The following is a 25,788-nucleotide window of genomic DNA, read 5'->3' as shown; positions in this document are numbered from 1 at the left end:
CGGTGTGACCGCGTCCGCGGTGCGCACCGTGCCCCTTCCCGACGGCACCGCCGCCCCGGCTCTCGGGGTGGACACCTGGTACCTCGGCAAGGACCCCGGCAGCACCGACGACGAGTGCCCTGGTGCCGCGACCGGCGCATGCCGCTGATCGCGTACTCACCCGTCGACCACGGCCGGCTCCTCCAGCACCGGGCCGTCCGTGACCTGGCCGTCGAGAAGGGGGTCACCGCGGCCCAGCTGGCCCTCGCGTGGGTGCTGCGGCTGCCCGACGTGCTCGTCGTCGCCAAGGCCTCGACCCGCGCGCACGTGGCCGAGGACCGCGCGGCGCTGGAGATCGGCTTCACCAGGGCGGAGCTGGACCGGCTCGGCCGGCTCTTCCCCCCGCCGACCGGCAAGGTCCCGCTCGAGGTCCTGTAGGACCGGCGCGGCCCCGCAACCGGCGGGTGCAGGGCCGCGGAGGTCAGACGAGTCCCTCGTTGTGCGGCTCGATGCTCGCCGAGGGGTCCACACCGCCGTCGGCGTCCGGCTGGACGGGGCCCTCGCCCGGCTCGGATCCCGAGCCGGCGGCGGTGTTCCGGGAGGACCGCTCCGGATCGGTCACGTCCGTGGTCGTCGGGGCCTGACCGATGCGCTTGGCGGCCGGCCCCGTCCCGGTTTCTTCCAGCTCTGAGTCGCTCACGTCTGCTCCAGTCCAGCTCTGTCGACGAGGGTGGTCGTGCTGCACGCCCGGCGGACCGGTGCAGTCCGCCGGCTGGTCTCCTACCGGGGCTCGCGCATGTGCTCGGCGACCCCCGAGGGAGCTCGGGTGCGGGCCTGCTCGGCCGCCCGGCTCGCCGACCGGCCGGCACCGGGGTCGACCGGCACCGACCGCGTCACCTCCGCGCGGTTGCGGTACTCGACGGGCGGGATGGCCCGGAGGCCGCGCACCACGGCCTCGGGGGCGCCGGCCCGCTCGGCGGCGGCGACGAGGGCTTCCTTGTCGGCCGGGTAGTCGACGTCCTCCAGGTACCGGAGGACCTGGTCAGGGGTGATCGGGTCGGGCACGGGAGCTCCTTCCTGGTCGCGGCCGTCGGAGCCGGCGGCCGTGGGTGGGGTCAGGCGGACGGCGCCGGTCGAAGGGTCTCGTCGTCCGACCGCGGCTCACGCTAGGTCCGGTCGCAGCGCCAGGACATCGGTCGATCGGCCGATCCGCCTCCGGCCGCGGGGTGCGCCCGGCCGAGGCCTCGGCGCCGCGGCCCATCGCCTCCCTCGATGGAGAGCATCGAGAACGCGTGATCAACCCACCGGCGTGTGTCGTCGACACTCGGGTGGGGGCTCCCGACGGGGGGAGCACCGTGGAGATCGCGGGGAGTTGGCGTGCGCAGAGAGCATCGCACCGCTGGTGCTGTCCTGGGTCTTGCGCTGGGTGCCGTCACCTCCGCGGCGGTCCGCGCGGGGGTCCACCCGGATGCTCCGGGCACACCGGGGGTGGGAGCCGGGAACGCGGCGCTGGCGGTCGTCATCGCGGCTGCGGCATGGGCGGCCGGGCGGTACTCCTGGTCCGGTGCCGCCTCGCGCCGCCACTCCTCAGCGCGTGACCAGGTCGGCGAGGAGGTCGTCTGGGAGTGCGACGCGGGAGGCCGGTTCACGCATGCCAGCCCGCAGTGCCTGGAACTCCTCGGGTACGCCCCCGAGGAGGCACGGTCCCTCACGCTCCTCGACATCACCCATCCCGACGAGCACGCCCTGGTGACCCACCTGCTCGCGACCGGACGCGGGTGGCGGCGTCGCCGGTTCCGGTGCGTCACGAAGGGCGGCGCACCGGTGTCGCTGCGCAGCACCGCCGTGGCGCGGACCGACGGTCACGGACGGTTCACCGGGCTGCTCGGCGCGTCCCACCGGGTCGCGGACGCTCCACCGGGCGAGTCGGCGGGAACGTCCGCGGCGATCGTCCGACTGCTCGCCGAGGACGGGCTGCGGACGGCGTTCCAGCCGATCGTCTCGCTGACCGACGGCCGGGTCCTCGGGGTCGAGGCGCTGTCCCGGTTCCCCGCGTCCGACGGGCGACGCTCCCCGGAGGACTGGTTCGCCGACGCCGCGCGGGTCGGCCTGGCCGTGGACCTCGAGGTCCACGCGGCCCTGCAGGCGCTCCGGCTGGCGACGGCCCTGCCCGGGCACGTGTACGTGTCCGTGAACTTCTCCCCGGAGACGCTGTTGTGGCCGGGGCTGCCCGACGCGCTCCGGCAGGTGCCCGTGCCGCTGTCCAGGATCGTCGTCGAGCTGACCGAGCACTCCGCGGTGGAGGACTACGACGCCCTCGAGGCGGCGCTGCGACCGCTGCGGGACGCGGGGCTCCGCGTCGCCGTGGACGACGCCGGTGCCGGCTACGCCACGTTCCGCCACATCCTCCGGCTCGCCCCCGACCTCATCAAGCTCGACCGCAGCCTGATCAGCGGCATCGACGGTGACCCGGCGCAGCGGGCGCTCGCGGGCGCCGTCGTGGCCCTGGCCCGCGAGATGCGCGGTGTGGTCGTCGCCGAGGGGATCGAGCGGCCCGCGGAGCTGGCGGTCGCGCTGGGCATCGGCGTCGACGCCGGGCAGGGGTACCTGCTCGGCCGGCCCAGCACCGACGAGCGGGCCTGGCGCGACTGCGACCGGTCGCGACCGCAGCAGCTGCCCAGCCCGGGACTGCTCAGCCGGACCTCCTGACCTCACGCGCGCCCGACCCGGTGGGGGCGGACCGGCAGTGTTCGAGGTAGGCGGCCAGGAAGGCGCGACCGGCGGCGCCGCGGAGGGTCCCGTCCCGGGCGATGACCCCGAAGTCCCACACGGGCGCGCCGGCCAGCGTGGCCGTCGCCACGCCCGGGTGGGACTCCTGGTCGATGCACGCCGCCGGGCCGTAGGCGATGCCCATGCCGCGCTGCACCATGCCCAGCACCGTCACCCACTCGTTGATCTCCAGCCGCACCCGGCGCCGCGGGCAGCTCTCGCGCACCCAGGTGTCGAACAGGGCCCGGGCGCACCACCGGGGGGCCAGGTCGATGACCGACTCCGCCAGGACGTCGGCGGGGTCCAGGTCCCGCGCCCCGGCCAGCCGGTGACCGGCGGGGCACACGAGGGTCAGCGGATCGCTGAGCAGCGGCGTGAACGAGAGCCCGGCACCGAGCCGCGGGGTCCGTGGTCCGAGGGCGAAGTCCACCTGGCCGTCGGCGACGAGGTCGACCATCCCCTGCGTGCCCGCGGGCAGGACGTGCACGTCCACCCCCGGGTGCGCCGACTGGAAGTCGCGGATGGTGTCGGCCACGTCGACGACCCGGGGGACGGCCATCGCGGTGATGCGGACCGAGCCGCGGAGCAGGCCGGTGACCTCGGCGACGGCGTCGCGGGCGCGCTCGGTCTCGGCCAGTGCGGCGCGGGCGGGGTCGAGCAGGGCCCGTCCGGCGTCGGTGAGCTCGGTCCCGCGGCGGCCGCGGATGAACAGCTCGGTGCCCAGTTCGCGTTCCAGCGACAGCAAGGACGCCGACAGGCTGGACTGGACCATGTAGAGACGGGTCGCGGCGGCGGTGAACGACCCCTCCTCGACGACGGTCAGGAAGTACTCCAGCTGCCTCAGCTCCACGGCCGCCCACTCGGTCGGTGGGGCGTGAGGGGCGTCGGGCTCATCGGTTCCTCGTCGGGGTCGGGCGCCTCGGACGGAGGCGTCCAGCGGCGGTCGTGTGCCGCGGACGGTAAGGAGCCGAAACGGAACTCATCGGTGCCGTGTCGGGGTTCGGCCGGAGACGTGGTCGCCGTCGTCCCGGCGGTCCCCGATCTACAGTCGGGCCATGGCAGCGGGGGACACCGAGCCGTCGCGGGCGCGCGGGCCGGCCCGCGGGACCGGCCGCCCCCTGGACCGGACGAGGGACGAGGCGATCACCGCGGCGGTGGTCGACGTGCTCGCCCGGCTGGGTTCCAGCGGCTTCACCATGGACGAGGTCGCCCTGGCCGCCGGCGTCGGCAAGGCCGCCATCTACCGGCGGTGGGCGGGCAAGACCGACCTGCTGGCGTGCTACACCGAGGGATCGATCGCGGGCACCCTCGACGTCTCGGACACCGGTTCGCTGCGGAGCGACCTCGTCGCGCTGCTCACCTCCGCGGTCGTCCACTTCAACGGGCCGGCCGGACGAGCCAACCGCGCCCTGCTCAGCGCGGTGCACGACGACCCGGTGCTGGCAGCCGCCTACCGGGCCGGGCCGTTGGCCCAGTGGACGGCGGCGTTCGACGAGGTCCTCGGCCGTGCTGCCGGCCGTGGGGAGATCGGGCCCACCGTCGGCTCGTCGCTCGCGGTGGAGGCCGGCGCGGCTGTCCTGGTCCAGCGCTGGCTGCTGCTGGGTGAGCTCATCGACGAGGAGCTGGTGGCCGCCGTCGTGGACGAGGTGGTGCTGCCCCTCCTGCGGGACCGTGGCCGGGAGCGCCTACCGGACGTGCCGCCTCGCGGGGCGCCGTCGTCCGAACGCTGACCAGACCTGGTCCGCCGGCAGCCGGCAGCCGCGGGGACAGTCGAACTCGACCGGGTCGCCGTCGAGCCACCCCAGGGCGGCGGGGCGCCCGCAGCTCGGGCAGGTCTCCCACGTGACGTGCTCGCTCACCGACGACCCTCCCGACTGCGGTGACGGAGGTCGGCGGCCGGGAGCTCCCGGCGGCTGTCCTCCGTGACCCAGGTTCCGTCCGGGACGGCGTCCGGTAAAGCACGCCTCGTCGCTGGCGGGCATCGGCCGCGCCGATGGCACACCGGCCGGCGGGGTCGGCAGCGGAAGCGCTCCAGCCACCCCGTACCGGGCACGAGCCGGGCGAACTCGTCGGGTCCGGAGGGCTGCGCCTCCGGCGCCGGCGGGATGAGGTCGCCGTGCAGCTCCCCGGGCAGCTGGACGCGCAGGTCGTCGGCCCTCCCGGCGGTGAGCCGCCGGGCCAAGACGCGCAGCGTCGCGTGGACGAGGTCCTCGGTCTCGGCACGGGGGCGCCCGCCGCGGGCCTGCACGGACGAGACGACGTCGTCGTACTGCACTGCTCCTCCTCCCGGTGACCGGACGCGTCGGGCGCCGGCCGGTGCCCCCGACCTGGGGCATGCCGCCGCGGGAGGCCATCGGCAGACCTGCCGATGTGCGCGCGCCGGCCGGGTACCGCCGCGGGCGCCGGGTAGGCCTCCCGCGGCACCGACCGCGGTGCCGAGCTGCCGTCCCGGGGAGGGCCACCATGCGAGTCGAAGAGCTGTCGGGGGACGACGCCGCGGTGTACCGGGCCGTGGCCGAGGCGGAGGTCGGTGCCGGCGCGCCGCACCTGCAGGACGTCGCCCGTGCCGCCGGTCTGGACCTCGAGCAGACGCGGGCCGCCGTCCACCGGCTGCTGCACAGCGAGCCGAAGATCCTGCACGAGGTGCCCGACACCAGCCGGACCGACCTGGGCCCGGTGTACGAGCTGGCGCCCCGCACCTGACCCCGCCCCCGTGGCGTCCCGCCGGGTATCGGTGTGTCTGCCGATACCCGGCGTCCCGCTCCGCCCGGTGCAATCGAGGTCCCGAGCCGGGACCGGAGCGGGGACCCAGCCGGGACGAGGAGGCAGCGTGGAGGCAGAGGTGCACGAGGTGCCAGAGCGGGCCAGCGCCGGGGGAGGTGCGGCATGACCTCCTCCCTGGGCAGCGCGGCGTCGCTGGCCGCCCGCGCGGGCGGGATCGTCGTCCGCCAGGTGCGGTCGGCCATCGACCCGTCCGCCCGGCCGGCGGGTGGTGGCCGGACGGCGTCCGGGTGGCTCGCGGTGACCGTCAACCGGGAGCCGGCCGACGTGGACACCGCGCAGCTGCCCGCGCCCCTGGCCGAGTTCGGCGACCGGATCGAGGTGCAGGTCCGCCCGGCCCCCGGCGGCAAGGGGGCCGAGCTGGCCGCCCGGCTGCGCGACCGGCCGTCGAAGGGCACGGTGCTCAGCCGGCTGAACGGCAGTGACCCGCAGGCGGACCTGCGGTCGGCCCTGCGCCGGGCCAAGCAGCTCATCGAGGTCGGGGAGGTGCTGGCGGTGGACCCCGCCCCGCACGGCAAGCGGACGGCGACCCCCGGCGGCGCGCTCCTTGAGGCGTGGACCAAGAAGGCTCCGAAGGCAGGTGTGCGGTGAAGGCGATCACCTGGCGCGGCGTCAACGAGGTCGGCGTGGAGGACGTCGCGGAGCCCAAGATCCTCAACGACCACGACATCATCCTCCAGGTCGGCCTGTCGGTGACCTGCGGCTCGGACCTGCACCTGCTGGGCGGCTACATCCCCGCGATGCGCGCCGGGGACGTGCTCGGGCACGAGTTCATGGGCACGGTCGCCGAGGTCGGCCGCGGCGTGACCAAGCACCGGGTGGGTGACCGCGTGGTGGTGGTCTCGTTCATCGGCTGCGGGCAGTGCTGGTACTGCCAGCAGGGGCTGTGGTCGCTGTGCGACAACGGCAACCCCAACCCGGGGATGACGGAGGCGCTGTGGGGCCAGTCCATCGGGGGCTGCTTCGGGTACTCCCACGCCCTCGGCGGCTACGCCGGCAGCCACGCGCCCTACATCCGGGTGCCCCACGCCGACAACGGGGCGTTCACCATCCCGGACGGCGTCTCCGACGAGCGGGCGCTGTTCGCCTCCGACGCCGCACCCACCGGCTGGACGGGGGCGGACCAGGCCGGCGTCCAGGCGGGCGACGTCGTCGCGGTGTGGGGCGCCGGGGGAGTGGGCCAGATGGCCGCACGCAAGGCGATGCTCATGGGCGCCGAGCGGGTCGTCGTCATCGACCGGTTCGACAACCGGCTCGCCCAGGTGCGCACGCACATCGGGGCGGAGACCCTCGACTACGAGGAGGTCGACGTCCCCGCGGAGCTGCGCGAGATGACCGGGGGCCGGGGACCGGACGTCTGCATCGAGGCCGTGGGCATGGAGGCGCACCACCCGGGCCCGCAGTACCTCTACGACCAGGTCAAGCAGCAGATGCGGCTGCAGACCGACCGGCCCACGGCGGTGCGCGAGGCGATCTACGCGTGCCGCAAGGGCGGCACCGTGTTCACCCTCGGCGTCTTCGCGGGTGTCGTGGACAAGTTCCCGCTCGGCGCGGTGATGAACAAGGCGCTGACCCTGCGCGGCGCCCAGCAGCACGGGCACCGCTACGTCCCGGAGATCCTCGACCTCATGAGCCGGGACGAGGTGCGCACCGAGCACCTGGCCACCCACGTGATGTCGCTCGACGACGGGCCGAAGGGGTACCGGATGTTCAAGGAGAAGGAGGACGGCTGCGTCCGCGCCGTGTTCCGCCCGGGTGCGTGACACGGGCTCGCCCCCCGCGCCGGGCCGGGTGCAGCAGGTGACTGCACCCGGCCCGGTGTAGGGCACCATCTCCGGCGTGCCGACCCTCCGCCTCTCCCAGGACGCCGCCGCCGACGAGCTGCTCAGCCGCGACCCGCTCGCGCTGCTGCTCGGCATGCTGTTCGACCAGCAGTTCCCGATGGAGCGGGCGTTCGCCGGCCCGCGCCTGCTCGCCGACCGGCTCGGGGTCGACACGCTGGACGCCGCCGCGATCGCCGCCGCCGATCCGGAGGAGCTGGCCCGGGTGTTCCAGGGCCCGCCCGCCGTCCACCGCTACCCGGGCTCGATGGCCGGCCGCGCGCAGGCGCTGTGCGCGCTGCTGGTCGAGCGGTACGACGGCCGCGCCGAGGCGGTCTGGGCCGACGCCCCCGACGGCCGCACGCTGCTGCGCCGGCTCGGCGAGCTCCCCGGGTTCGGCGCGCAGAAGGCGAAGATCTTCCTGGCCCTGCTCGGCAAGCAGTGCGGCGTGACCCCGCCGGGCTGGCGGGCGGCTGCGGGGGAGTACGGCGAGGAGGGCTCGCGCCGGTCGGTCGCCGACATCACCGACCCGGCGTCGCTGGCCGAGGTCCGCAGCACCAAGCAGGCGGCGAAGGCGGCCGCCAAGGCGGCGACGGCGGCGAAGGCGGACAAGGCGGCGGAAGCGGCGGGCACCGCTCCCTGAGATCGGCCTGCCCGGTGCCTGCGCCCGGGCTGGGGCGGTGGCACGATGGGTCGTACGCAACCGGGGCACTCCGGGGGCCGGTCGCAGGTGGGCCGACCCGCGCCGCCCATGGCCCCGGCCCTGCACGGAGGAAGGGGTCCCGTGGCCTCCAGCCAGCAGCCGAGCAACCGGCCGTCCACCAGCGAACCCGTGCTCATCACCGAGGCGCGGATCAGCCTGGCGGAGGAGCAGGCGGCCCGGAAGAAGCGCTACGTCCTGACCATGGCCTGCCGCATGGTCGCCGTGGTCCTCGCCGTCGTCATGGCACCGGTCGGGATCTGGTTCTCGGCGGTGTTCATCGTGCTCGGCACGTTCCTGCCGTGGATCGCGGTGATGATGGCCAACGACGCCCCGCCGAAGAAGAAGCTCGACGCGAACCGCTACCGGCCGCCGGCGCCGGACCGGATCCTGGAGAGCGGCAGCAGCAGCAAGGCCCGCGTCATCGACATGTGAGCCCGGCTCAGCGCGCACCCGGCCGGGCGACCACCCCGGTCGCCTGCCGGATCCCCGCCTCGAGCGCCTCGACCGGGTCGGGGTGCCCGTCGGCGGCCACCCACGCGGCGATCAGCCCGGCGGCGAACGCGTCACCGGCGCCGGTCGTGTCGACCACCTCGGCCGGGTGCGCCGGCCGGTGGACGAGCGCGTCGCCGGCGGCCCACAGCGCCCCGTCGGGCCCCAGGGTGACCACGGCCACCGGGTGCCGGGCGGCCAGCGCGCGGGCGGCGTCCGCAGGGTCGGCGCAGCCGGTCAGCAGCCGTGCCTCGTCGGCGTTGGGCAGCACCAGGGTCGCGGCCGCGGTGTCGGCGAGCCAGCGGTCCACGCCGTAGCCCCGCAGCGGCCCGGTCGACGCCGGGTCGACCGACACCGTGCAGCCGGCGGCGGCCGCCGCGCCGAGCGCGGCCAGCCCGGCGGTCCGCGGCGCGGGGTCCAGCAGGGTGTAGCCGGACAGGTGCAGGTGCCCGCCGGGCGCGGGCAGCGGGACGTCGTCCGCCGTCAGGTGCAGGTTGGCGCCCCGGTCGGCGAGGAAGCTGCGTTCCCCGTCGGGCTCGACCAGGCTGACGATCGTGCCGCTGGGCACGCCGGGGACGCTGCGCAGCGCGAGCGTGACGCCGGCGTCGGCCAGCTCCCGGGCGAGCGCCATGCCCGGCAGGTCGTCGCCGGTGCACCCGGCCAGCACGACCGGGGTGCCCAGCGCCGCCAGGTGCGCGGCCACGTTGGCGCCGGCGCCGCCGCCGCGCTGGTTGATCGCGGCCGGCCGGTCCGACCCCGGGGCAGGTTCCCCGGACAGCAGCACGACGACGTCGGTGCAGACGTCGCCGACGACGACGACCCGCGGCGCGGTCACCGGCGGGTCAGCCCGCGAGGGCGGCGAGCTCCGCCGCGATCCGGCCGGCCAGCTCGGCGTTGCGCAGCACCAGCCGCACGTTGACCGCCAGCGTCGCGCCGCCGCTCGCCTCGTGCAGGTGGCCCAGGACGAAGGGCGTGACGGCCTTGCCCCGCACGCCGGCGGCGTCCGCGGCGGCCAGCGCGTCAACGATCACGCGGTCGTGCAGCTGCCGGTCCAATTGCTCGTCCTCGGGCAGCGGGTTCGCCACGACCACCGCGCCGAGGGCGAGCTCCCGCCGGCCGGCGAACACCTGGGCGGCCTCGGTGGGCGAGCCGACCGTCCAGTCGACCGGGGAGCCGGAGTCGGCGACGTAGAAGCCGGGGAAGCGGGTCGTGCGGTAGCCGACGACGGTCACCGACAGCGACTCCAGCCGTTCCAGGGTCGCCGGGACGTCGAGGATCGACTTGACCCCGGCGCAGACCACCAGCAGCGACGTCCGGGACAGCGCGGTCAGGTCGGCGGACTCGTCGAAGGTCTCGGCGGCGTGCCGGTGCACCCCGCCCAGGCCCCCGGTGGCGAACACGCCGATGCCCGACCGGGCGGCCAGCAGCGCGGTGCTCGACACCGTCGTCGCGCCGCTCAGCCCGAGCGCCGCCGCCACCGGCAGGTCGCGGACGCCCAGCTTGGCCAGGTCCGGGTCGGCGCACACCCGGTCGACCTGCTCCGGGGTGAGGCCCACGTGCGGCACGCCGTCCAGCACGGCGATCGTGGCCGGCACCGCGCCACCGCGCCGCACCGCCGCCTCCACCTCGTCGGCCGCCGCCCGGTTCTCCGGCCGGGGCAGCCCGTGCGCGAGCAGGGTGCTCTCCAGCGCGACGACCGGTCGGCCGGCGGCGAGCGCGTCGGCGACGTCGGGGGAGAGGACCGGCTGGGTGCGGGAGAAGGGCGGGGTCACGCTGTCATCATGGGGGGCGGATCATTACGGACCGGCCTCCGGCCCGAACCCCGACGACCCTGGGAGCAGCCCGTGAGCGGCACCGACATCCTCGAGCGGCCGGACGTCCGCGACGCCGACACCGGCAACGCCAACGAGGTCTTCCACTACGTCAAGAAGAACAAGATCGCCGAGAGCGCCGTCATGGGCACCATGGTCGAGGCGCTGTGCGGCGAGGTCTTCCCGGTGACGAAGAGCCCCAAGCCCGGCAGCCCGGTGTGCCCGGCCTGCAAGGAGATCTACCAGCAGCTCCGCAAGGAGTGAGCCGCTAGTCCTCGCGCCGGGGGTCAAGCTTTTCGGCCTCCTGCGCGAGCTTGGCCGCCCGGCGCCGCTGGCGCCGGCGCACGTGCCGGCGCGCGGCGGCCGGCCAGTGGGCCTGGATGGTCGCGTTGAGCTCGGCGCCCAGCAGCAGCGACATGCCGAGGAAGAAGCAGAACAGCAGCGCCGCGATCGGCGCCGCGAGCGCTCCGTAGGGGAGCGCGGTGGTCAGGATGTCGGCCACGTACGTGCGCACCACCGTGGCCGCGACCACGAAGAAGCCGACGGCGAAGAGCGCGCCGGGCAGGTGCCGGTGCCACGGGAGCCGGCGGGGCAGCGTCACGTGGTAGAAGCTCGTGAGCACCAGCAGCAGGCCGATGATGACCACCGGCCAGTAGACGGCGTTGATCAGCACGCTGGCGGTGTGCTGCCAGTCGTCGGGCACCAGCGACTCGATCACCCCGGGACCGAGCACCAGCAGCGGCAGGGTGATCACGGCCGCCACCAGGCCGACGACGAACACCCACAGCGCCATCAGCCGGGTGGTGATCGGCCCGCGGACGTCGCGCTGGTCGTAGGCGATGACCGTGGTGTTGATGAACGTCGCGGTCGCCGACGACCCCGCCCACAGCGACAGCAGGAAGCCCAGGCTCAGCACGTCCAGCCGCCCGGAGCTGAGGATGTCGGTCAGCGTCGGGCGCACCAGCGAGTCCACGACGTCCGGGGTCAGCGCCTCCGCCGCCGCGTCCACCAACCGGTCCTCGATCTGCGCCACCGAGCGGGCGCCGATCCAGTCGCCGAGGTAGCCCAGCGACCCGAGCAGCCCGATCAGCAGCGGCGGCACCGACAGCACCTGCCAGAAGGCCGCCTCCGCGGACAGCCCGAGGATCCGGTCCTGCCACGCCTTGGCCAGCGATCGGCCCAGCACCTGCAGCGGCACCCGCACGGGGGCGGGCAGCCGGGCGAGCCGCCCGCGGTGGGTGGCCGGCGGTACGACCGTGGCCCCGCTCGGCGTCACGTCCGGCACCGGCGTGCCGTCGGCGGCAGCAGGGGCCGGCGAGCGACCGGGCCGGGCGGTGGGCACCGCAACAGTGTGCACGGCGCACCCGCGGCGCGGTCCGGCCACCGGCCGGGGGTCACCCGGTCGGCTGGGTGCCGTCGGCCGGTGCGGACGGCGCCGCCGGGGCCGCCGGCGGGACGCAGTGGATGACCGCCTCGGCCGCGTACCGGGTGTTGAAGTCCTCGCGGCGGAGCTCGGCGCCGGAGGACAGGTCCTTGAACACCCGGGTGACGGTGATGTCGAACCCGGTCGACCCGGACTGCGGCGTGCAGTTGCCGTCGTCGACCTTCTCCTGGACGGCGGGCTCGCGGAGGTTGCGCCGCTCGCTGCTCACCGACTCGACGTCGTAGTGCTTGGTGCCCCAGAACGTCACGGTCAGCGCGCCCGGCACCCACTCGGTCTGCACGTAGATGCCGGTGTCGGTGTCGTTGCGCCACTGCAGGTCGATGACGCCCTCGTACACCGTGGCCTCCCGGCCGGCCGGGTAGCGGCTGATGTAGAAGCTGTGCGGCTTGTGGTAGACGTCGTCGAGGCCGGCGAAGAAGACCGCGTTGAACATCGTCGTCGCGAACTGGCTGATGCCACCGCCGACGGCCTGGGACAGCTCGCCGCCGCTGATCACCGCGGCCGGCACGTACCCCTGGGCGGTGCCGCGCGGCCCGGTGAAGGTGTTGAGGCTGAACGTCTCACCGGGCTTCACCAGCGCGCCGTCCACCTTCTCCGCGACGACCCGGATGTTGGTGCCGCTCGCGGCGTTGGTGAAGTTCGTGGTGAAGCTGCTGACCTCCTCCTTGATCCCCAGCGCCTGCGCCTGCTCGGTGGTGAAGGCCGCCGGCACCGGGCCGAGCTGCGCGGTCACCTCACGGGGCGCCGGCCGGCTGAGCACCGGCAGCAGGTCGGCGGCGAGCTTCGCCGGGTCGACCCCGGTGCCGTCGACGGAGGGGACGACGCTGATCGACCCGCCCGACACCTGGAACGTCGCGTCCTTCGCGGGGGTGCCGAAGCCCTCGAAGCCCTCGCCGAGGGCCTCCCGCAGGCGGGGCGGGTCCAGGGCGACGGCGAGCGTGCCGTCGTCGGCCGGGCTGAAGGTGAGCGCGCCGGCGATCGACGCGGCCGACAGCTCCGCGGCGGCGCCACCGTCGCTGCGGGCCACCGTCACCGGGGCGGCCAGCGCGGGGGTGACGGTCTGCTCGAGCGCCCGCTGCGCCGCGGCGGCGTCCACCCGGACCCGGGCGACCTCCACCGGCAGCTCGATGGGCGCCGACGGCGCCGCTCCCGAGGCGATCGCCTCGGTGATGGCCGCACGCGCACCGGCCCGGTCGAGGGTGCGGCCGTCCGCCGGGTCGACCACCCGGGGGGTGGTGCCGTCCAGCGCGATGGTGGCGTCGACCGGGGCGCGGTCGACGGTCGCCGCGACCTGCTCGACCTGGGCGTCCAGGGCCGTGCGGTCGATGGCGAGGACGGCGCGGCGGTCGGTGTCGCCGAAGAAGGAGCGCAGCCGCGTCCAGGGGTTCAGCGGCTGGTCGTCGACCGCGTCGACGGTGCGGGCGGCGTCCAGCGCGATCCCGGCCGACGGCGGGTGCAGCACCGCCTGCACGTCGGCGGCGGTCAGCGGGTGGTCGGCGCCGATCCGGTCGGCCAGCCGGTCGTTGAGCCGGGTCTGCGCCGCGGCGGGGGAGAGCCCGCCGACGTCCACGCCGGACACGACGGTGCCGCGGGGCACCTCGCCGGAGGAGACCGCCAGGTCGGCGCCGTAGGCGGCGGCGAGCACCAGCACGGCTGCGGCCGGGCCGTAGACGACCGGGCGCCGCCACCACGCCCGTCCGCCGCCGCCCGTGGAGCCGGGACCGTCGGGGCCCGCGGGCGGGACCGCCGGCCGGCCCGCCGCCGGCGGGACGGCCGCGGTGGTCCCGACCGGCGGGATCGCCGCCGTCGTCTCCACCGGCGGGATCGCGGCGGTGGTCTCGACGGCCGGCTGCGGCTCGGCCGGGCCGTCCCCGTCGTCGGGGGCCGCGGGCCGGCGGGCGCCCAGCGTCCCGTCCGGCTCCAGCCGGACGGTGTCGTGGTCGCGGTCGGTGTCCTGCGGCATCGGTGGTTCTCCGGCTCGAGCGGGACCGGGAGGCGGTCCAGGAGACGACGAAGCCGCCGACCCCCTGACCGCGCTGTGCGGGGCCAGGACGTCGGCGGCTTCGTCGGGTGAGGGCTTCATCGCTGACGGCGACGATAGCGCCTCGATCAGGCGATGCTGCTCTTCTCGCCGTCTGTCTCGATGATGTCGACCGCGATGTCGCGGAGCTTGTCCTCGTACTCGCGCGCGTGGTGCCCGCAGAAGACGAGGTCGCTGCCGCTGGCGAGCACGACGCGCACCTTGGCCAGAGCCCCACAGCGGTCGCAGTGGAACGGAACGACGAGGTCGTCGGTGGGCGGGGTCGTCGTCAGCGTCTGGGTCATCTGGCTCATCACTCGCTCTCTACCGCACGGACCCGCGGCTGCGGATCGGCCTCCTGCACAGCGCCAGGATGGCCCCTCGTGTTCCCGATCCGAGCCCTGGTGACCGGCGACTCACCGATTGAGATGAGTCCGTGACCGACAGGGCGGGGGGTGGAGCGGGTCCAGCAGGGGACGTCACTGGCCCGGAACTGGGTCCGGGTGGTGCACGTGCTCGGTGTTCTCGGTCGCCGGCGGTTGCCGGCTGTGGTGTCCGCTGCTGCTCTTACGGCGCCCACGCTACGCCGTCTACCCGCCACGCGCCGTCGTACACCGACGACGTCGCGCGGACAGGTGAACCGGGTGGGGACGGCGCCCGCGCCGACCGCCGTCCCCACCCGGCCGTCACCGCCGGGCCGCGGCGGTGACCAGCGTGCGCAGGTCGACCGCCTCGGCCATGGCGCGGTAGCCCGCGTCGCTGGGGTGGAGGTGGTCGCCGCTGTCGTACTCCGGCAGCAGGCGGGTGGGGTCGGCCGGGTCGCGCAGGGCGGCGTCGAAGTCGATGACGCCGTCGAAGACGCGCTGCGCGCGGATCCAGTCGTTGACCGCGCGGCGCTGCGCCTCGCCCTGGGCGGAGCCGTAGTCGCCGCCGTACTGCGCGGCGGAGCCACCGAAGGGCGCCAGGGTGCCGATGAAGGCGGGCAGCCCCGCGGCGTGCACCTGGGCGGCGATCTGCCGGTAGCCGTCGACCAGGTCCTCGGCCCGGGCACCGGCGGCACCGATGTCGTTGATGCCCTCCAGCAGCACGACGCCGCGCACCCCGGCCTGGGTGAGCACGTCGCGCGGGAGCCGGGCGGGCGCGGAGACGCCGAACAGCTCGGGCACCCGGTTGACCAGCACCTCGTTGCCGCCGATGCCGGCGTTGGAGACCGACAGGGTCGGGCCGGGCAGCGCTGCCAGCCGGCGGGCCAGCCAGTCGGGGTAGCGCTGGTCGGCGTCGACGGTGGACTGGTCGCCGTCGGTGATCGAGTCCCCGAGCGTGACCACGGTGCCGGTCACCCGGCGCGGGGCGAGCACGTCGACCCCGGAGGCGAACATCCAGCAGCTGACCGGGGTGGTGAACGCGGCGGCGTCCGCGTCACCGGTGCGGTCGGCGGCGCCGAGGTAGCTGGTCTCGCGCGCGTTGTTGTGCTGGGTGGCGGGCCCGGTCGGCCCCGGCAGGTGGACGCTCACCGCCAGTCGCTGCAGCGGCTGCACCGACAGCTCGACCGGGTCGCTGAGGGCCTCGCCGCCGGCGGCCACGAGGACGTCCGGCCGGCCGGAGAACTCCAGCGGGCGCAGCGTGCCGGGTGCGGTGGCCGCGCCCTCGCCGGCGACGGCCACCGAGGCGGCGCCCACCCGCAGCGGAGCGGCGCCGAAGGCGTTGGAGATGCGCACCCGGACCTGGCCGCCGGTGGTGCTCACCGGGACGATGTTGCGCACCGTCTGGTCGGTCAGCCCGGTGTCGGCCGGGCAGGTGGCGTGGTCGAAGGTGCCGCCGGCCGTCGGGCTGCCCTGCCAGCCGTTCACCCAGCGGTCGGCGCCGCCACCGCCGCCCTGGTCGGTGCCGGTCGCCTCCGCGACGGTGCCGCCGGCCAGCGGGGTGACCATGAGCAGGCCGGCGACGAGGGCGAGCGCCCGGGTGTGCCGCCGGCGGGGGGAGTGGGTCATGTCCGTCCTCGAACCCTGCGGGGTGTGCTCCAGCGCGCACCGGATGCCCGGATCGTGCCAGTTGCGGACGGCACCGGCCCGCTCGGCGGCGCGTCGCGTGCGCCCGGGAACGCCGACGGCCGGCGTCCCGAGGGGGCGCCGGCCGTCGTGAGGTGCTGGAACCGGCCCGGTCGTAGGGGCCCGCCCTGAGCGTGCGAAGGGTGGGGGACGACCGGGTCCTTCCTCAGTCCAGGTAGTCGCGCAGGACCTGCGAGCGGCTGGGGTGCCGCAGCTTCGACATCGTCTTGGACTCGATCTGGCGGATCCGCTCGCGGGTCACGCCGTAGACCTGGCCGATCTCGTCGAGCGTGCGGGGCTGGCCGTCGGTGAGCCCGAACCGCAGCCGGACGACGCCCGCCTCGCGCTCGGACAGCGTCTGCAGGACGCTCGTCAGCTGGTCCTGCATGAGCGTGAAGCTCACCGCGTCGACCGCGACGACCGCCTCGGAGTCCTCGATGAAGTCACCGAGCTGGCTGTCGCCCTCGTCGCCGATGGTCTGGTCGAGGCTGATGGGCTCCCGGGCGTACTGCTGGATCTCCAGCACCTTGTCCGGGGTGATGTCCATCTCCTTGGCCAGCTCCTCCGGGGTGGGCTCGCGGCCCAGGTCCTGGAGCAGCTCGCGCTGGATGCGGCCGAGCTTGTTGATGACCTCGACCATGTGCACCGGGATGCGGATGGTGCGGGCCTGGTCGGCCATGGCGCGGGTGATCGCCTGGCGGATCCACCAGGTGGCGTAGGTGGAGAACTTGTAGCCCTTGGTGTAGTCGAACTTCTCGACCGCACGGATGAGGCCCAGGTTGCCCTCCTGGATCAGGTCCAGGAACGCCATGCCGCGGCCGGTGTAGCGCTTGGCCAGGGAGACCACCAGGCGGAGGTTGGCCTCCAGCAGGTGGTTCTTGGCGCGCTCGCCGTCGCGGACGATCCAGTTGAGGTCACGCCGCATCTGCGGCGAGATCTTCTGGCCCTCCTCCTCGACCTGGCGCAGCCGCTCGGAGCCGTAGAGGCCGGCCTCGATCCGCTTGGCGAGGTCGACCTCCTCCTCGGCGGTGAGCAGCGCGACCTTGCCGATCTGCTTGAGGTAGGCGCGGACGGAGTCGGCCGACGCGGTGAGCTCGGCGTCCTTGCGGGCCTGCCGCAGCGCCTCGGACTCCTCCTCGTCGTCCCACTCGAAGCCCTCGCCGGCCTCGCCGTCCTTCTCGTCGGTCTCGGTGACGGCGACGCCGTCCTGACCGGTGACGACGGTCTCGTCGAGCTTCAGGCCCTCGGCGCCGGCGTCGACGACGGCCGTGGCCGACCCGTCGGTGGCCACGGCCGTGAGGACCGCGCCCTCGCCGCTGCCCGGGGAGGGGGTGATCGTGGGCTTGCGGGCCGCGGTCTTCTTGGCGGCTGCGGTCTTGGCCGGCGCCTTCTTGGCCGCCGCCTTCTTGGCGGGGGCCTTGGCGGTGGCGCTGCCGGTGGCGCTGGTCACCGGTGCCGTGGACGAGGCGGCGGCCCGTGCAGCCACCGTCCTCGGGCGGCTCGGGCTGCTCACGACGGCTGCTTCCGGACCCTGCTGATCGGCGGGCACTCAGGTTCCTTCCCGTACTGCGGTGCGTTCCTCGAGGACCGTGTGGCCCGCGGGCAGCGGCCCCGGCGCCCTCTCGGCAGCCGTCGTCCGGCTCCCGGGACGGGACCCCGGGCGGAGTTGCACCGATGGGGTTTCGCCGCCTGGGGAGCGGGGGATGACCTGCTGGCTGGGGGGAGTGGCGCGATGGGGCTCCACCATTGTAACGACGCGCAGGCGACGGTCCACCGGTTCTGCGGCAGACGTCCCCCTCGGCTCACACCCCCGGCGTGGTGGTACGCGCCGGGGAGGCGAGCCGGTGGGGGTGCCCGGCGTCACTGGCCGATGTGCTGCTCCGCGGCCAGCGCGGCGCCGACGATGCCGGCGTCGTTGAGCAGCTCGGCGGGCACCACGCGGGTGCGCGTCGACAGCAGCGGCACCCACTTGTCGGCCTTCTTGCTGACCCCGCCGCCGACGATGATGAGGTCCGGCCACAGGCTGCGCTCGAGCGTGTCGAGGTAGCGGTCGACCCGCTTGGCCCAGTGCGGGTAGCTGAGGTCCTCCCGCTCGCGGGCGGCGGCGGAGGCGCGCTTCTCGCCGTCCTCGCCGTCGACCTCGATGTGCCCGAACTCGGTGTTGGGCACCAGCTTGCCGTCGATGAACAGCGCGCTGCCGATGCCGGTGCCGAAGGTGAGCATGAGGGTCAGCCCGCGCTGGTCGCGGCCGGCGCCGTACGCCATCTCCGCGATGCCCGCGGCGTCCGCGTCGTTGAGCGTCTGGACGGTGCCGGGGATCTCCGCCTCGAGCTCCTGCGCGAGGTTGGTGCCGATCCAGCTCTTGTCCATGTTCGCGGCGGTGAACGCCTCACCGTGCTTCATGACGCCCGGGTAGGTGACGCCGATGCGCCCCTCCCAGCCGAACCGGCCGACGATCTCGCCGACGACCGTGCAGACCGAGCCCGGCAGGGACGGCTGCGGCGTCGGGATGCGCACCCGTTCGCCGATCAGCTCGCCCTTGTCCAGGTCGACCACGCAGCCCTTGATGCCGCTGCCACCGATGTCCACTCCGAAGCCCTGCACGGGCACAGGCTAGTGACCCGCCGCACGGACCGTGCGCTGCTCCGGCAGGATCGCTCGACGTGGTGACCTCACCGGACCCGGACGACGACCTCCGCGCCTCCCTCCTCGGCCTCGCAAGGGCCGTCGCGGAGGAGGCCGCCGCCCTGGTCGGGGCGGGCCGCAGCTCGGCCGCCGACCAGGTGGACACCAAGTCCAGCCCGGTCGACGTGGTGACCGCGGTCGACCGGGCCAGCGAGGAGCTGATCGTCGGCCGGCTGCTCGAGACCCGGCCCGGGGACGGCGTGCTGGGGGAGGAGGGCGCCGCCCGCGAGGGCACCAGCGGCGTGCGCTGGGTGGTCGACCCGATCGACGGCACCGTCAACTTCCTCTACGGCGTGCCGGCGTTCGCCGTGTCGATCGCCGCCGAGGTCGACGGGCGCGCCGAGGTGGGCGTCGTGCTGAACGTGGCCAACGGGGAGCTGTTCACCGCGGTGCGCGGGCAGGGCGCCTGGCTCACCGCCCCGGGGGCCGCCGCGCAGCAGCTGACCGGCAGCTCCCCGGCGGAGCTGTCGCGGGCGCTGGTGGCCACCGGGTTCGGCTACGGCACCGAGCAGCGCCGCCGGCAGGGCGCCGTCGTCGCCGGGCTGCTGCCCGAGGTGCGCGACATCCGCCGCTTCGGCTGCGCGTCGCTGGACCTGTGCGCCGCCGCGGCGGGCCGGGTCGACGCCTACTACGAGCTGGACCTCAAGCCCTGGGACCACGCGGCGGGCGCGCTGGTGGCCGCGGAGGCCGGGCTGGTGCTCAGCGGCACCGGGGGGCGCCCGTTCGCCGAGCCGATGGCCGTCGCCGCCGCCCCGCGATCACCGCGGACCTCGTGCAGCTGCTGGAGCGGCTCGAGGCCTAGCGCTCCTGGCCCTCAGCAGGCGGCGGAGGCGCTCGCGGCCTGGGCCAGCTTGGCGGTCACGTCGTCCTGGGTGGCCAGGCCCTTGAAGTCCGGTCCGATGACCAGGTCGACCGTGGCGTCGGCCCGGGTGTCCTGCTTCAGCTCGGCGCCGGGCAGGTAGAGCGCCATGAACCGGGCGGCGGCGGTGCCGCGGGCGCCGTGCACGAACTGGCCCACGCCCTTCTCCAGCTGCTCCGCGTTGCCGACCTCGGAGACGATGAACCCGCGCGACTGCAGGGTGGTCGCGACCTCGGTCGCCTTGCCGTTGAGCGGGGAGGCGTTGAGGACCCGCAGCGTCACCTTCGCGGGGTCGAGCGCCTCGGGCGCCGCCGCCGCGGTGCTGCAGGTCGCCGCCTGGGCGTCCGCCTGCTGCGCGTCCTGCCGCAGCACCTGCCACCAGACGCCGAGCGCGGCGATCGCCAGGACGAGCAGGAAGATCACCGCGGGCAGCGGCCGGCGGGTCCGGCGGGCGCGGCCGGACGGCGTGTCGGTCGGCAGGCTCACGTCCGCCGACCCTAGTGGCGCCGGCCGGTGCTACAGGGCACCGTCCTCCAGCGCGGCGCGTCCCAGCGCCACGCACGGGTCGATCATGTCGGCGTAGCCGGCGGCGGACTTGCCGGCCATCGCGCCGGCGGCGGCCCGGGCCACGATCCCGGCCAGGATCGCGGCGAACTTGAAGTAGGCGAACCCGACGTACCAGGGCAGCGCGCCGAGGTCGGCGCCGGTGCGCGCGGCGTACCGCTCGGCCAGCTCGGCGCGGGTGGGGAAGCCGGGCAGGGTGGTGACCGGCGACAGCCGCACGGCGCGGTCCTCGCCGGCCTGCGGCCAGTAGACGAACAGCAGCCCCAGGTCGGTGAGCGGGTCGCCGAGCGTGGACATCTCCCAGTCCAGCACCGCGCGCACCCGGCCGGGGGTGGCCGGGTCGAGCAGGCAGTTGTCCAGCCGGAAGTCGCCGTGCACGACGCCCGACCGCTGCGTCGCGGGGACGCCGGCGGCCAGCCGGGCGGCGAGGGCGTCCATCTCGGGGCGGTCGGTGTCGCGGGTGGCGTCCCACTGCGTCGTCCAGCGGCGCACCTGCCGCTCGAGGAAGCCCTCGGGCCGGCCGAAGTCGGCGAGCCCCACGGCGGCCGGGTCGACGGCGTGCAGGTCGGCCAGCACGTCGAGCAGCCCGTCGGCGACGGCGCGGCGCTGCGCCGGCTCGTCGGCGTAGCCGGCCGGCAGCCGGTCGGCGACGTGCACCCCGACGACCCGCTCCATCACGTAGAACGGCGCGCCCAGCACCGCGGGGTCGGTGCACAGGTGCAGCGTCCGCGGCACCGGCACGGGCGTGCCGGCCAGCGCGGAGACCACCCGGTGCTCGCGCACCATGTCGTGCGCCGTCGCCAGCACCGCCCCCGTCGGCGGCCGGCGCAGCACGACCGCGTCGTCGGCGGACCCGCCCTGCGGGGTCACCACGTACGTGAGGTTCGACATGCCCGCGGCGATCAGCTCCACCCGCACGGCCCGCCACCGCTGGTCGCCCAGCGCCGCCGCGAGATAGGGGCCCACGACGTCCGGATCAGCACCGACTGAGGTCGCCACGGCCGCAGGGTAGCCTCTGGCGCCCGTCCGCCCCGGTGCGTCCGGAGGGCGCCTCCGGAGGTCCGCCGGAGCGCCCGATGTGTCGGCCGCCGAGGAGCGGGCACAAAGCGGGCTCCCGCTGCGTTGGGGGGCTCGCCGACGTGCAGACGGCACGCCGGAGCGGCCGCGGGGGCGGTCGGTCCGGCGCCCGGAGAGCCGGGACCCGGGAGCCCGGGACCCGGAGGGCCTCGACCCCGAGGACCCCGGAACGGCACTGCGGCGCCGACGACAGACGTGCGGGCAAGCGAGCCCGCGACGAGCGAGAGAAAGAGAAGGCGCACACACCATGGCCACCGACTACGACGCCCCACGACGGAACGAGGCCGACGAGCTCGGCGAGGACTCGCTCGAGGAGCTGAAGGCACGCCGGGCCGAGGCGCAGTCGTCCTCGGTCGACGTGGACGAGACGGACTTCAACGAGAACCTCGAGCTGCCGGGCGCGGACCTGTCGAACGAGGAGCTGACCGTCCGCGTGCTGCCCAAGCAGGAGGACGAGTTCACCTGCTCGCGCTGCTTCCTGGTCCAGCACCGCAGCCGGCTGGCCGCCACCAAGGGCGACCAGCTGTTCTGCCGCGACTGCGCGGCCTGAACGACGGCGCACGGCGCCGCGACGAGCGAGGGGGACCGATGACCGAGCCAGGACAGCGGAGCGGGGCGCCGCGGGACGTGCCGCCGCCGCGGCCGGTCGAGGGTGAGGTCCTCGGCGGGCCCGCGGCCGACAGCGGCCTCGGGTCCGCCGCCCGCGCGCTCGCCGACGCCGTGGCCGGCCTGCTGGGCGGCGGCGCCGGTGGCGCGGCCAAGGACGGCAGCGACCGGTCCGGCGGCGCCGGGAAGGTGCTGACCGACGTCATCGCCGCCGTCGCCGGAGCGGCCCGCGGTCCGGGCCGGGACGCCGGCACGAAGGGCGGCGCGTCGGGGACCGGGCGCCGCACCGCGCCCGGCGGGCTGCTCACCGACCTGCTGGACGCCGCCGCGCCCCGGCTCCCGGTCCGCGACCGGGCCCGGCTGCGGCAGGCCTACCCCGGCGTCGGCGACGAGCAGATCGCCGACGCGCTGGTGGCCCGGGCCGCCCGGCTGACCGGCGGGATCGGCGCCGCCAGCGGCGGGCTGGCCGCCGCCCAGTGGTTCACCCCGCCGACGCTGCTGGCGATGCCGCTGGAGCTTGGCGCGCAGACGGTGCTCGTCGCCGCCGTCGAGGTCGTCCTCATCGGCGAGCTGCACGAGCTCTACGGCCGCCCGGCGCCGGGGGACGCCCGGCAGCGCGCCGCGGCGTACCTGGCCAGCTGGACCACCCAGCGGGCCGTGGGCAGCACCGGCCGGGCCGGCGTGATCGGCGCGCTCGGGGCCGCCGGCGTCCGCTCGCTGCGCCGCCAGGTGACCAAGCGGCTGGCCCGCAGCACCACCTCCGCCGCGCCGCTGCTGGTGGGGGCCGCGCTGGCCGCCCGCGGCAACCGCAAGGGCACCGCGACCCTCGCCGACCGGGTCCGCGCCGACCTGCGCACCGCCCTGCCCCGGGGACGGCGGTGACCGCCGCCGCGGCCCCGGCCGGGCGCGGCCACCCTCGCGCCGTGCCCGACTCGCTCCCGCCGTCCGCCGATGTCGACGTGCCGGTGCTGCTCACCTCCCCGGACGGCGTGGCGCCCGCCTACGCGCTGCCCGGTGACGCCGGCGCCGACCTGGCCGTCGCCGAGGACGTCGAGCTGGCGCCGCACGAGCGGGCGCTGGTCGGCACCGGGGTGGCCGTGGCCATCCCGGAGGGGTACGCCGGGTTCGTGCACCCCCGCTCCGGGCTGGCGCACCGGCTGGGGCTGAGCCTGGTCAACGCCCCCGGCACCATCGACGCGGGCTACCGGGGCGAGATCAAGGTGAACCTGGTCAACCTCGACCCGCGCGAGACCATCCGGCTGCAGCGCGGCGACCGGGTCGCCCAGCTGGTGGTCCAGCCGGTCGTGCGGGCCCGCTTCGTGCCGGTCGCCGAGCTGCCCGCCAGCGAGCGCGGCGCCGGCGGCCACGGCTCCACCGGGGGGTTCCGGCGTCCGGCCGGCGCTCCCGACAGCTCAGCGGAAGGAACGGCCTGACATGCCCCTCGGACGACGGCGCAACCGCATCGACCGCACCCTGCGGGAGCGCGGCGTGCCCCCGGAGCCGCAGCACCGGGAGCGGGAGGTCGACGAGACGTCCGGCCCCTACGACGCCACCGACGCCCCCGACGACGGGGTGCCCCGCATCGACCTCGGGTCGATGCGCGTGCCCGCGCTGGGCGGCATGGAGCTGCGCATCGACGTCAACCAGCAGCAGCAGGTCGTGGGCGCCACGCTGGTGCACGGCGAGTCGCTGCTGCAGCTGTCGGCGTTCGCCGCGCCGCGGGCCGACGGCATCTGGGACGCGGTGCGCGGTGAGCTGGCCCGCAGCGCCAGCGGGCAGGGCGCATCGCTGCAGGAGGTCGAGGGCCCGTTCGGCACCGAGCTCGCCGGTGTGGTGCTCGCCCCGCCGCCGGCCGCGCCGGGGCAGCAGCCGACCGGCCGCCCGGTGCGGCGCCCGGCCCGCTTCCTCGGCGTGGACGGGCCCCGCTGGTTCCTGCGGGGGATGCTGAGCGGCCCGGCGGCCGCCGACCCCGACGCGGCGGCGGAGCTGGAGGACGCGTTCCGGCACGTCGTCGTCGTCCGCGGGACCCAGCCCATGCCGGTGCGCGAGCAGCTGCCGCTGACGCTGCCGACCCAGGCGATGGAGGAGCTCGCCCGCCAGCAGGAGGCGGCCCGCCAGGCCGCCGAGGGGACCGCCGGGTGAGCACCACCGCCCACCCCTACGGCCCGCACCCCGACCAGTTCCTCGAGCTCACCCTGCCCGCCGGCGAGGGGCCGGCGCCGGTCGTCGTCGTGCTGCACGGCGGCTTCTGGCGCGCCCGCTACGGCATCGAGCTGGCCCGGCCGCTCGCCGCGGACCTGGCCGGCCGCGGCTGGGCGGCGGTGGCCGTGGAGTACCGGCGGGTCGGCGCGGGCGGCGGCTGGCCGCAGACCCTGGAGGACGTCGCGGCGGCGATCGACGCGCTGCCCGGTCTGGCGGAGGCCGGCCGGCTGGACCTGCGCACCGTCGCCGTGGTCGGGCACTCCGCCGGCGGGCACCTGGCCGGCTGGGCCGCCGGGCGCGGGCGGCTGCCCGACGAGGCCCCGGGCGCGGCCCCGCGGGTGCCGGTGACCGCCGCGGTGCTGCAGGCCGGTGTCCTGGACCTGGAGGCCGCGGTCGAGGAGCACCTCGGCGACGGCGCGACCGTCGACCTCCTCGGCGGGCGCCCCGACGAGCTGGCCGGGCGCTACCTGACCGCCGACCCGGTGCGGCTGCTGCCCACCGGGGTGCCGGTGCTGTGCGTGCACGGCGCCGCGGACACCACCGTCCCGCTGGAGCAGAGCGAGCGGTTCGTCGAGGCCGCCACCGCCGCCGGGGACGCCGCGGAGCTGCTGGTCGTGCCCGGTGACCACATGGTCGTGCTGGACGTCACCACCCCGGGCTGGCAGGACACCGTGGAGTGGCTGGCGGCCCACCGGCAGCGCACTACGCTGGAGTCGTGACCGAGACCAGGGCCGTGCCGGGCACCCCCACCGGGGCACCGGCAGGGGCGCGCAGCTGGTTGTCGCGGAAGCTGCAGAAGCTGACCGCCGACGACCGCACCATCGATGCGCAGTCGTTGCAGTCCGACGTCGCGACGTCGGGTTGCTCGGCGGTGAGCGCGTGCCGCAAGGGTGAGGTCGTGACCGTGACCGGACGGCTCAAGTCGGTCGTCTACACCCCGCGGGAGACCGTGCCGACGCTGGAGGCCGAGCTGTTCGACGGCTCGGGCTCGGTGACGCTGGTGTGGCTGGGCCGCCGCCGGATCCCCGGCATCGAGCCCGGCCGCCGGCTCACCGCGCGCGGCCGGTTCGCCGCGTTCGACGGCCGGCAGGTCATCTACAACCCCTGGTACGAGCTGAGCGCTGGGTGACCCCGCCGCAGGGCGGGCGGCCGGAGGACCAGCCGCGGGGTGTCACGTTCGACCGGCACCTGGTGCTGGACCAGCTCGGTGGCTGGCGCGGCATGGTCGACGCCTCGCTGCCCACGATCGCCTTCGTCGTCGCCAACGGCATCGCCGGGCTGCGCGTCGGCATCTGGGCCGCGGCGGTCGCCGCCGTCCTGGTGTTCCTGCTGCGGCTGGTCCGCCGGGAGGGCGTGCAGCAGGCCGTCAGCGGCCTGTTCGCCGTCGTCGTCGCGGTCCTCATCGCCCGGGCCTCCGGCGAGGCGCGGGACTTCTTCGTGCTGGGCATCGTCCGCAACGCCGGCATCGGCCTGGTGGTGCTCGGGTCGCTGCTGTTCCGCCGGCCGCTGGTCGGGTACGTGGCCGAATGGCTGGCGCCCAGCCACCTGGGCGGCATGGCCGGGCACAGCCTGCCGTCGCTGCGCGGCCGCCGCGCCCGGACGGCGACGACGGACCCCGCGGACGACGACCGGGACCGGGAGCCGGATGCCGCGCCGGAGACGCACTGGCGCGACGACCCGCGGGTGCTGCGCGCCTACTCCTGGCTGACCGTGCTGTGGGGCGGGGTGTTCCTGCTGCGCGCGGGCGTGCAGGCGCTCTTCTACTGGCAGGACGAGGTCGGCTGGCTGGGCGCGTCGTCGGTGGCGCTGGGCCTGCCGGTCACCGCCGTCCAGCTGGTGGTCACGCTGTGGGTGGTCGCCCGGCTGCACCGGCACCGCACCGACGCCGGGACGCCGGCCGCCGACGACGAGCCGCGGCCGGCCGCCTGAGG

31 protein-coding genes and 1 pseudogene are annotated in these 25,788 nt (G+C 75.7%); 18 read left to right on the top strand and 14 right to left on the bottom strand.

Features of this window, described 5'->3' with window-relative positions; translation table 11 throughout:
• Nucleotides 1-4 precede the first annotated feature (4 nt).
• Nucleotides 5-148, top strand: coding sequence for a hypothetical protein (locus AB0J00_RS02050; RefSeq protein ID WP_357739401.1), 144 nt, complete (start codon nucleotides 5-7; stop codon nucleotides 146-148).
• Entirely contained in the window at nucleotides 139-417 is a 279-nt protein-coding gene (locus AB0J00_RS02045; RefSeq protein ID WP_357739398.1) for an aldo/keto reductase, read from the top strand. Before AB0J00_RS02050 ends, AB0J00_RS02045 begins: the two co-directional genes overlap by 10 nt.
• Nucleotides 418-460: 43 nt before the next feature.
• Here AB0J00_RS02045 and AB0J00_RS02040 read toward each other — a convergent pair whose 3' ends face one another.
• Together AB0J00_RS02040 and AB0J00_RS02035 are read right to left on the bottom strand one after the other, a co-directional pair.
• The gene (locus AB0J00_RS02040) at nucleotides 461-679 is read right to left on the bottom strand and encodes a hypothetical protein (protein ID WP_357739395.1); all 219 of its coding nucleotides are present in this window, start codon (nucleotides 677-679) and stop codon (nucleotides 461-463) included.
• A gap of 80 nt (nucleotides 680-759) precedes the next feature.
• Nucleotides 760-1,044: a DUF2795 domain-containing protein gene (locus tag AB0J00_RS02035; RefSeq protein WP_357739392.1), complete on the bottom strand. Its 285-nt coding sequence runs from the start codon at nucleotides 1,042-1,044 to the stop codon at nucleotides 760-762.
• 423 nt (nucleotides 1,045-1,467) lie between these two features.
• Here AB0J00_RS02035 and AB0J00_RS02030 point away from each other — a divergent pair, with 423 nt between their 5' ends.
• Nucleotides 1,468-2,688: an EAL domain-containing protein gene (locus tag AB0J00_RS02030; RefSeq protein ID WP_357739389.1), complete on the top strand. Its 1,221-nt coding sequence runs from the start codon at nucleotides 1,468-1,470 to the stop codon at nucleotides 2,686-2,688.
• On the opposite strand, the gene AB0J00_RS02025 is transcribed toward AB0J00_RS02030, so the two are convergent.
• Nucleotides 2,672-3,598 (bottom strand): LysR family transcriptional regulator, encoded by a 927-nt coding sequence (locus tag AB0J00_RS02025; protein WP_357739386.1) that lies wholly within the window; start codon nucleotides 3,596-3,598, stop codon nucleotides 2,672-2,674. The two genes, AB0J00_RS02030 and AB0J00_RS02025, sit on opposite strands and share 17 nt — an antisense overlap.
• Before the next feature lie 205 nt (nucleotides 3,599-3,803).
• Between AB0J00_RS02025 and AB0J00_RS02020 the strand changes: the two genes are divergently transcribed.
• A complete protein-coding gene (locus AB0J00_RS02020; protein ID WP_357739383.1) occupies nucleotides 3,804-4,478 on the top strand; it encodes a TetR/AcrR family transcriptional regulator in 675 nt (224 codons plus the stop codon).
• A 125-nt stretch (nucleotides 4,479-4,603) separates the two neighbouring features.
• On the opposite strand, the gene AB0J00_RS02015 is transcribed toward AB0J00_RS02020, so the two are convergent.
• Nucleotides 4,604-5,023 carry a DUF2267 domain-containing protein gene (locus AB0J00_RS02015; protein WP_357739380.1) on the bottom strand — a complete coding sequence of 140 codons (420 nt, stop codon included), beginning with the start codon at nucleotides 5,021-5,023 and terminating at the stop codon, nucleotides 4,604-4,606.
• Between the two features lie 188 nt (nucleotides 5,024-5,211).
• Here AB0J00_RS02015 and AB0J00_RS02010 point away from each other — a divergent pair, with 188 nt between their 5' ends.
• The 5 genes from AB0J00_RS02010 (at nucleotide 5,212) to AB0J00_RS01990 (ending at nucleotide 8,484) form a co-directional block, all read left to right on the top strand.
• Entirely contained in the window at nucleotides 5,212-5,451 is a 240-nt protein-coding gene (locus AB0J00_RS02010) for a hypothetical protein (protein WP_357739378.1), read from the top strand.
• A gap of 183 nt (nucleotides 5,452-5,634) precedes the next feature.
• Nucleotides 5,635-6,120 carry a hypothetical protein gene (locus tag AB0J00_RS02005; protein WP_357739376.1) on the top strand — a complete coding sequence of 162 codons (486 nt, stop codon included), beginning with the start codon at nucleotides 5,635-5,637 and terminating at the stop codon, nucleotides 6,118-6,120.
• The gene (locus AB0J00_RS02000; RefSeq protein WP_357739373.1) at nucleotides 6,117-7,292 is read left to right on the top strand and encodes a zinc-dependent alcohol dehydrogenase; all 1,176 of its coding nucleotides are present in this window, start codon (nucleotides 6,117-6,119) and stop codon (nucleotides 7,290-7,292) included. Before AB0J00_RS02005 ends, AB0J00_RS02000 begins: the two co-directional genes overlap by 4 nt.
• A 76-nt stretch (nucleotides 7,293-7,368) precedes the next feature.
• On the top strand, nucleotides 7,369-7,992 hold the full coding sequence (locus AB0J00_RS01995) for an HhH-GPD-type base excision DNA repair protein (RefSeq protein WP_357739370.1): 624 nt from the start codon (nucleotides 7,369-7,371) through the stop codon (nucleotides 7,990-7,992).
• Between the two features lie 141 nt (nucleotides 7,993-8,133).
• Complete coding sequence (locus tag AB0J00_RS01990) at nucleotides 8,134-8,484, top strand: DUF3099 domain-containing protein (RefSeq protein WP_357739368.1); 351 nt, start codon at nucleotides 8,134-8,136, stop codon at nucleotides 8,482-8,484.
• A 7-nt stretch (nucleotides 8,485-8,491) separates the two neighbouring features.
• On the opposite strand, the gene AB0J00_RS01985 is transcribed toward AB0J00_RS01990, so the two are convergent.
• Complete coding sequence (locus tag AB0J00_RS01985) at nucleotides 8,492-9,376, bottom strand: carbohydrate kinase family protein (RefSeq protein WP_357739365.1); 885 nt, start codon at nucleotides 9,374-9,376, stop codon at nucleotides 8,492-8,494.
• A 7-nt stretch (nucleotides 9,377-9,383) separates the two neighbouring features.
• Nucleotides 9,384-10,313 carry a pseudouridine-5'-phosphate glycosidase gene (locus tag AB0J00_RS01980; protein ID WP_357739362.1) on the bottom strand — a complete coding sequence of 310 codons (930 nt, stop codon included), beginning with the start codon at nucleotides 10,311-10,313 and terminating at the stop codon, nucleotides 9,384-9,386.
• Between the two features lie 72 nt (nucleotides 10,314-10,385).
• Between AB0J00_RS01980 and AB0J00_RS01975 the strand changes: the two genes are divergently transcribed.
• Nucleotides 10,386-10,616 (top strand): DUF3039 domain-containing protein, encoded by a 231-nt coding sequence (locus AB0J00_RS01975; protein ID WP_357739359.1) that lies wholly within the window; start codon nucleotides 10,386-10,388, stop codon nucleotides 10,614-10,616.
• Between the two features lie 4 nt (nucleotides 10,617-10,620).
• Here the strand turns inward: AB0J00_RS01975 and AB0J00_RS01970 are convergent, their stop codons facing one another.
• The 6 genes from AB0J00_RS01970 to ppgK all read right to left on the bottom strand — a co-directional run bounded on the left by AB0J00_RS01970 (nucleotide 10,621) and on the right by ppgK (nucleotide 18,468).
• Nucleotides 10,621-11,694 (bottom strand): YihY/virulence factor BrkB family protein, encoded by a 1,074-nt coding sequence (locus AB0J00_RS01970; protein WP_357739356.1) that lies wholly within the window; start codon nucleotides 11,692-11,694, stop codon nucleotides 10,621-10,623.
• A 52-nt stretch (nucleotides 11,695-11,746) separates the two neighbouring features.
• On the bottom strand, nucleotides 11,747-13,759 hold the full coding sequence (locus AB0J00_RS01965; RefSeq protein WP_357739353.1) for a VanW family protein: 2,013 nt from the start codon (nucleotides 13,757-13,759) through the stop codon (nucleotides 11,747-11,749).
• A gap of 146 nt (nucleotides 13,760-13,905) precedes the next feature.
• A complete protein-coding gene (locus AB0J00_RS01960) occupies nucleotides 13,906-14,130 on the bottom strand; it encodes a hypothetical protein (protein WP_357739350.1) in 225 nt (74 codons plus the stop codon).
• Nucleotides 14,131-14,502: 372 nt separating this feature from the next.
• Nucleotides 14,503-15,807, bottom strand: coding sequence for an SGNH/GDSL hydrolase family protein (locus AB0J00_RS01955; RefSeq protein ID WP_357739347.1), 1,305 nt, complete (start codon nucleotides 15,805-15,807; stop codon nucleotides 14,503-14,505).
• Between the two features lie 223 nt (nucleotides 15,808-16,030).
• On the bottom strand, nucleotides 16,031-17,377 hold the full coding sequence (locus AB0J00_RS01950; RefSeq protein WP_357739344.1) for an RNA polymerase sigma factor: 1,347 nt from the start codon (nucleotides 17,375-17,377) through the stop codon (nucleotides 16,031-16,033).
• A gap of 347 nt (nucleotides 17,378-17,724) precedes the next feature.
• A complete protein-coding gene (gene ppgK / locus AB0J00_RS01945) occupies nucleotides 17,725-18,468 on the bottom strand; it encodes a polyphosphate--glucose phosphotransferase (RefSeq protein ID WP_357739341.1) in 744 nt (247 codons plus the stop codon).
• A 59-nt stretch (nucleotides 18,469-18,527) separates the two neighbouring features.
• Here ppgK and AB0J00_RS01940 point away from each other — a divergent pair.
• Nucleotides 18,528-19,223: pseudogene (locus AB0J00_RS01940) on the top strand (inositol monophosphatase family protein); the annotation flags it as partial.
• A gap of 140 nt (nucleotides 19,224-19,363) precedes the next feature.
• Here the strand turns inward: AB0J00_RS01940 and AB0J00_RS01935 are convergent.
• A complete protein-coding gene (locus AB0J00_RS01935; RefSeq protein WP_357739338.1) occupies nucleotides 19,364-19,894 on the bottom strand; it encodes a LytR C-terminal domain-containing protein in 531 nt (176 codons plus the stop codon).
• A 30-nt stretch (nucleotides 19,895-19,924) separates the two neighbouring features.
• A complete protein-coding gene (locus tag AB0J00_RS01930; RefSeq protein ID WP_357739335.1) occupies nucleotides 19,925-20,971 on the bottom strand; it encodes a phosphotransferase family protein in 1,047 nt (348 codons plus the stop codon).
• A gap of 325 nt (nucleotides 20,972-21,296) precedes the next feature.
• On the opposite strand from AB0J00_RS01930, the gene AB0J00_RS01925 reads away from it, so the two are divergent.
• From AB0J00_RS01925 to AB0J00_RS01895, 7 genes are all read left to right on the top strand, one after another.
• Complete coding sequence (locus AB0J00_RS01925) at nucleotides 21,297-21,599, top strand: DUF4193 domain-containing protein (protein WP_012948011.1); 303 nt, start codon at nucleotides 21,297-21,299, stop codon at nucleotides 21,597-21,599.
• A gap of 38 nt (nucleotides 21,600-21,637) precedes the next feature.
• Nucleotides 21,638-22,537, top strand: coding sequence for a hypothetical protein (locus tag AB0J00_RS01920; RefSeq protein WP_357739331.1), 900 nt, complete (start codon nucleotides 21,638-21,640; stop codon nucleotides 22,535-22,537).
• Between the two features lie 41 nt (nucleotides 22,538-22,578).
• On the top strand, nucleotides 22,579-23,088 hold the full coding sequence (gene dut / locus AB0J00_RS01915) for a dUTP diphosphatase (protein ID WP_357739328.1): 510 nt from the start codon (nucleotides 22,579-22,581) through the stop codon (nucleotides 23,086-23,088).
• 1 nt (nucleotide 23,089) lies between these two features.
• Nucleotides 23,090-23,797, top strand: coding sequence for a DUF3710 domain-containing protein (locus AB0J00_RS01910; RefSeq protein WP_357739325.1), 708 nt, complete (start codon nucleotides 23,090-23,092; stop codon nucleotides 23,795-23,797).
• Nucleotides 23,794-24,576: a prolyl oligopeptidase family serine peptidase gene (locus AB0J00_RS01905; RefSeq protein WP_357739322.1), complete on the top strand. Its 783-nt coding sequence runs from the start codon at nucleotides 23,794-23,796 to the stop codon at nucleotides 24,574-24,576. Before AB0J00_RS01910 ends, AB0J00_RS01905 begins: the two co-directional genes overlap by 4 nt.
• A 71-nt stretch (nucleotides 24,577-24,647) precedes the next feature.
• Nucleotides 24,648-24,986: an OB-fold nucleic acid binding domain-containing protein gene (locus AB0J00_RS01900; protein WP_357740124.1), complete on the top strand. Its 339-nt coding sequence runs from the start codon at nucleotides 24,648-24,650 to the stop codon at nucleotides 24,984-24,986.
• A complete protein-coding gene (locus AB0J00_RS01895) occupies nucleotides 24,983-25,786 on the top strand; it encodes a DUF3159 domain-containing protein (protein WP_357739319.1) in 804 nt (267 codons plus the stop codon). Before AB0J00_RS01900 ends, AB0J00_RS01895 begins: the two co-directional genes overlap by 4 nt.
• The last annotated feature ends 2 nt before the right edge of the window (nucleotides 25,787-25,788 follow it).

Origin of the sequence: Modestobacter sp. NPDC049651 (genome assembly GCF_040659695.1) — a bacterium.
GTDB lineage: Bacteria > Actinomycetota > Actinomycetes > Mycobacteriales > Geodermatophilaceae > Modestobacter.
The sequence above is the reverse complement of the archived record's forward strand: the minus strand, read 5'-3'. Positions and strand labels throughout refer to the sequence as shown.